The sequence below is a fragment of the Streptomyces sp. NPDC060205 genome, from assembly GCF_042728395.1.
GTDB lineage: Bacteria > Actinomycetota > Actinomycetes > Streptomycetales > Streptomycetaceae > Streptomyces.
In genome coordinates, this window is the sequence record NZ_JBHWZP010000541.1 from 1 (window position 1) to 3,868 (window position 3,868).

Genomic DNA, 3,868 nt, shown 5'->3' on the forward strand with positions numbered 1-3,868 from the left:
CCCCTGGGTACCTAGGGGCGCGGGGAACTGCGCGGCCAGCCCCCACCGGTCCGCAGCCGAACCCGCACCGGCCCCGACCTGACCGCAGAATGTGATCATGAGTTCGTCGCTGACCTTTCAGCCCGTCCTGGACCGTATCGCCGCCGAGATCGAGCAGACCCCCGGCCGCGGCCGGCCCGCCGACTACATCCCGGCGCTCGCCGCCTGCGACCCCCGGAGCTTCGGCATGGCCGTCGCCGAGCTGGACGGCACGGTGTACGGCGTCGGCGACTGGCGCCAGCCCTTCTCGACCCAGTCCATCACCAAGGTCTTCACCCTCGCCCTGGACCTGGCCCACGAGGCCGACGAACTCTGGGAACACGTCGGCCGCGAACCCTCCGGCAACCCCTTCAACTCGCTCGTGCAGCTGGAGTACGAGAACGGCATCCCCCGCAACCCCTTCATCAACGCGGGCGCCCTCGTCGTCACCGACCGGCTCCACACCCAGACCGGCGACGCCGCGGGCACCCTCCTCGACTTCCTGCGCGCGGAGAGTGGCAACGAACACCTCGCCATCAACGAGGACGTGGCCGCCTCCGAGTCCGCCCACGGCGACCGCAACGCCGCGCTGGGCCATTTCATGGCGTCCTACGGGAACATCGGCAACCCGGTCCCGGTCCTGCTCGACGAGTACTTCCGGCAGTGCTCCATCGAGGCGTCCTGCGCCGACCTCGCCCTGGCCACCGGCTTCCTCGCCCGCCACGGCATCCGCGCCGACGGCACCCGCCTCCTGACGATGAGCCAGGCCAAGGAGGTCAACGCGGTCATGCTCACCTGCGGCACGTACGACGCGGCGGGCGAGTTCGCCTACCGCGTGGGCCTGCCCGGCAAGAGCGGCGTCGGCGGCGGGATCATCGCCGTCGTCCCCGGCCGCTGCACGGTCTGCGTCTGGAGCCCCGGCCTGGACGGACACGGCAACTCGGTCGCGGGAGTCGCGGCCCTCGACCGCTTCACCACCATCACCGGCCTGTCGGTGTTCTGAGCAGCCGCCCGCACGGCTGCGCGGCCGGCCGTCCGGGCCGGTAAGACGGCGGCCATGACGCGGCTGCCGCGCCGAAGCGGACGCGTCGCTTTCCGGCCACCCCGCCTTGACACGCTTGCCGAGTGTTGGCCAAGGGTTTCACCGTCGATCTGCGTCGCTGTCAGCTGCTCGGGCTCGCAGGCTCGCTCGTCCTCGCGGCGGGAGGCGAGACGGCCGGCGCCCTGCCCGTGCGGGAACTGCCGTCGCTCGCGTCGGGACGGGCGGCACTCGGCCTGGTCGGCGTGTACTTCGGAGTCGTCCTGCTCATCGCCGCCTGGGCGCTGCTGGGCCGGGTGGTCCGAGGACCCGAACCGCCCACTCCCCGTGCGCTGCTGGTCGTCCTCGCCGTGTGGGCGGTCCCCCTGCTGCTCGCTCCGCCCCTGTTCAGCCGGGACGTCTACAGCTATCTCGCCCAGGGCGCGATGGTCGACGCGCATCTCGACGTCTACACCCACGGCCCCGCCATCCTGGGTGGACCCCTCGCGGACGAGGTGGCGCCCGTATGGCGACGGACCGCGACCCCGTACGGGCCCGTCTTCCTCGCCGTCGCCTCCGCGCTGTCCGGGCTGACGCGGGGCGAGGTGCCCGCCGGGCTGTTCGGCATGCGGGTCGTCGCGCTGCTCGGCGTGGCGCTGATGGCCGCCGCCCTGCCGAAGCTCGCCCGGCACAGCGGCGCCGACCCCGCCGCAGCCCTGTGGCTGGGCGCGCTCAACCCGCTCGTGCTGCTGCACCTGGTGGCCGGAGCGCACAACGACGCCATCATGCTCGGCCTCCTCGGCGCCGGACTGGTGGCGGCCCTCGGCCGCTGGCCGGTCCTGGGCGCCGTCCTCGTGACCCTGGCCGCCCTGGTCAAGGCCCCGGCCGTGCTGGGCCTGGCGGCCGTCGTGGCGCTCCAGGTGCGCGCCGGGCGCGGCATGGCGCGGGCCGTCGTCACGACCACGGCCGCCGCCCTCGCCACCACCGTCGCCGTGACCGCCGCGGCCGGTACGGGATACGGCTGGATCGCCGCGCTGAAGACACCCGTGTCCCCGCACAACTGGTCGCCCACCAGCCTCCTGGGCCGCGCCACCGGTGACATCCTCCGCGGCCTCGGCAGCGATCTCGCCCCGTACGCGCTGCCCGCCTGGCACGCCCTCGGCCTCGCACTCACCGCTGTCGTCGTCGCCGGCATCTGGCTGCGCCGCCCCCGCGTCAGCCCCGTCTACGCACTGGGCCTCAGCCTGGCGACGGTGGCCGTGCTCGGCCCGGCCGTCCGGCCCTGGTACGCGCTGTGGGGCCTGTTCCTCATCGCCGCGGCGGCGCCCAGCACGTCCGTACGCCATCGGGTGGCCGCCGTGACCGGGGCGCTCGCCCTCGCCGTCCTGCCCAGCGGCGGCCCGCCCGACAGCGAGCAGCTGGCGCTCGCGGTGTCGGGCGGGATGCTCGCGCTGGTCGTCCTCTGGCAGGCGCACCAGACGTCGCACGCCACCGTCCTGGGGCGGACGGCATGAGGCTGCCGCGCTCCGACGGGGGCCGGCTGCTGTTCGTGCTCGTCCTGGCCACCGCCGTGACCGTCTTCACCGCGACCGTGCCCCTGCTGCGGGACTGGTTCGACCTGCGCGTCTACCACGGGGCCGTCGACACCTGGATCCACCACGGCGGGCATCTCTACGACTACCGGGTGCCGGGGACGACGTACGGCTTCACCTATCCGCCGTTCGCGGCGGTCGGCATGCTGCCGATGGCGCTGCTCGGACTGCGCACCGCGATCGCCGTCGGCCTGCTGCTCAACCTCGCCGCCACGGCCTTCGTCCTGCACACCCTGTACGTGCTGACCGGGCGCGGGCTGCGCCGGTACGGCCTGTTCGGGCTCGCCGTCGGCGTCTGTCTGCTCGCCCTCCTCGAACCGGTCCGCGACACCTTCAGCTTCGGCCAGGTCAACCTCCTGCTGCTGGGCCTCGTCCTCGCCGACGCCCGGCTGATCGCCCACGGGCGCAGCCGCTGGGCGGGCGTCGGGATCGGTCTCGCCGCGGCGGTCAAGCTCACGCCCGCCATCTTCATCGTCCTGCTGCTGCTCGCCCGGCGCCCGCGCGCGGCGGCCACCGCCACGGGGGTCGCGACGGCCGCCACCGCGTTCGCGGCCGTGGCCGCGCCGGACGCGTCCCGCTTCTACTGGACCGACGCGGTCTGGGACACGTCCCGTATCGGCCGCCTCGCCTATGTCTCCAACCAGTCCCTGCAAGGCGTACTGGCCCGTCTCGCCGAACCCGCCGAGCCGAGCCGTGCCGTCTGGGCGGTGCTGGCGCTCGCCGTCCTCGGAGTGTGGATGTGGCGGGCCCGCCGGGCCCTCGCCGGCGGTGACGTCCTCGGCGCCTTCGCCCTCACCGGACTCGCCGCCTGCCTGGTCAGCCCCATCACCTGGGTGCACCACCTCGTCTGGCTGCTGCCCTCGCTGGTGATCCTCGCCGAGACGGGCCTGCGGCGGCGGCACGCACGGCTGCTGTGGCTCACCGCGGGCGCGTACGCCCTGCTGTGCAGCAGCGTCGTGTGGCTGTGGTTCGACGACGCGTCGGGCGTCGACGGCCTCGTCGGCAGCAACGCGTACGTGTGGATCACCCTGGGGCTGCTCCTCGGGCTGCCCGTCGGTCAGCGCCGGGCGGCGGAGCGGCGGCCGTGGAGCCGCAGGGCCAGTGCCACGGCGCCCGCGCCGAGCATGCCTGAGCCGGCGAGCGTTCCCGCCGTCGTCAGCCAGCCGCCGGCACCCCCGGAGTCCTCGGCTGCCCTGTCCGCGGGCGCCGAGGGTCCGGCCGGCGGGGCGGCGCCCGGACC

The 3,868-nt window shown here is 74.4% G+C and carries 3 protein-coding genes; all 3 read left to right on the top strand.

What is annotated here, in order from left to right:
- The first annotated feature begins 97 nt into the window (after nt 1-97).
- Nucleotides 98-1,021, top strand: coding sequence for a glutaminase (locus ACFWGJ_RS42600; RefSeq protein ID WP_387334339.1), 924 nt, complete (start codon nt 98-100; stop codon nt 1,019-1,021).
- Nucleotides 1,022-1,143: 122 nt separating this feature from the next.
- The gene (gene mptB / locus ACFWGJ_RS42605; protein WP_387334340.1) at nt 1,144-2,550 is read left to right on the top strand and encodes a polyprenol phosphomannose-dependent alpha 1,6 mannosyltransferase MptB; all 1,407 of its coding nucleotides are present in this window, start codon (nt 1,144-1,146) and stop codon (nt 2,548-2,550) included.
- Nucleotides 2,547-3,868 (top strand): glycosyltransferase 87 family protein (locus ACFWGJ_RS42610; protein WP_387334341.1); only part of this gene is annotated, 1,322 nt, incomplete at its 3' end. The genes mptB and ACFWGJ_RS42610, both read left to right, overlap by 4 nt.

What these genes read in the sequence shown, in the direction of transcription:
- ACFWGJ_RS42600 (WP_387334339.1), top strand. Translation starts at nt 98, where the DNA reads ATGAGTTCGTCGCTGACCTTTCAGCCCGTCCTGGACCGTATCGCCGCC.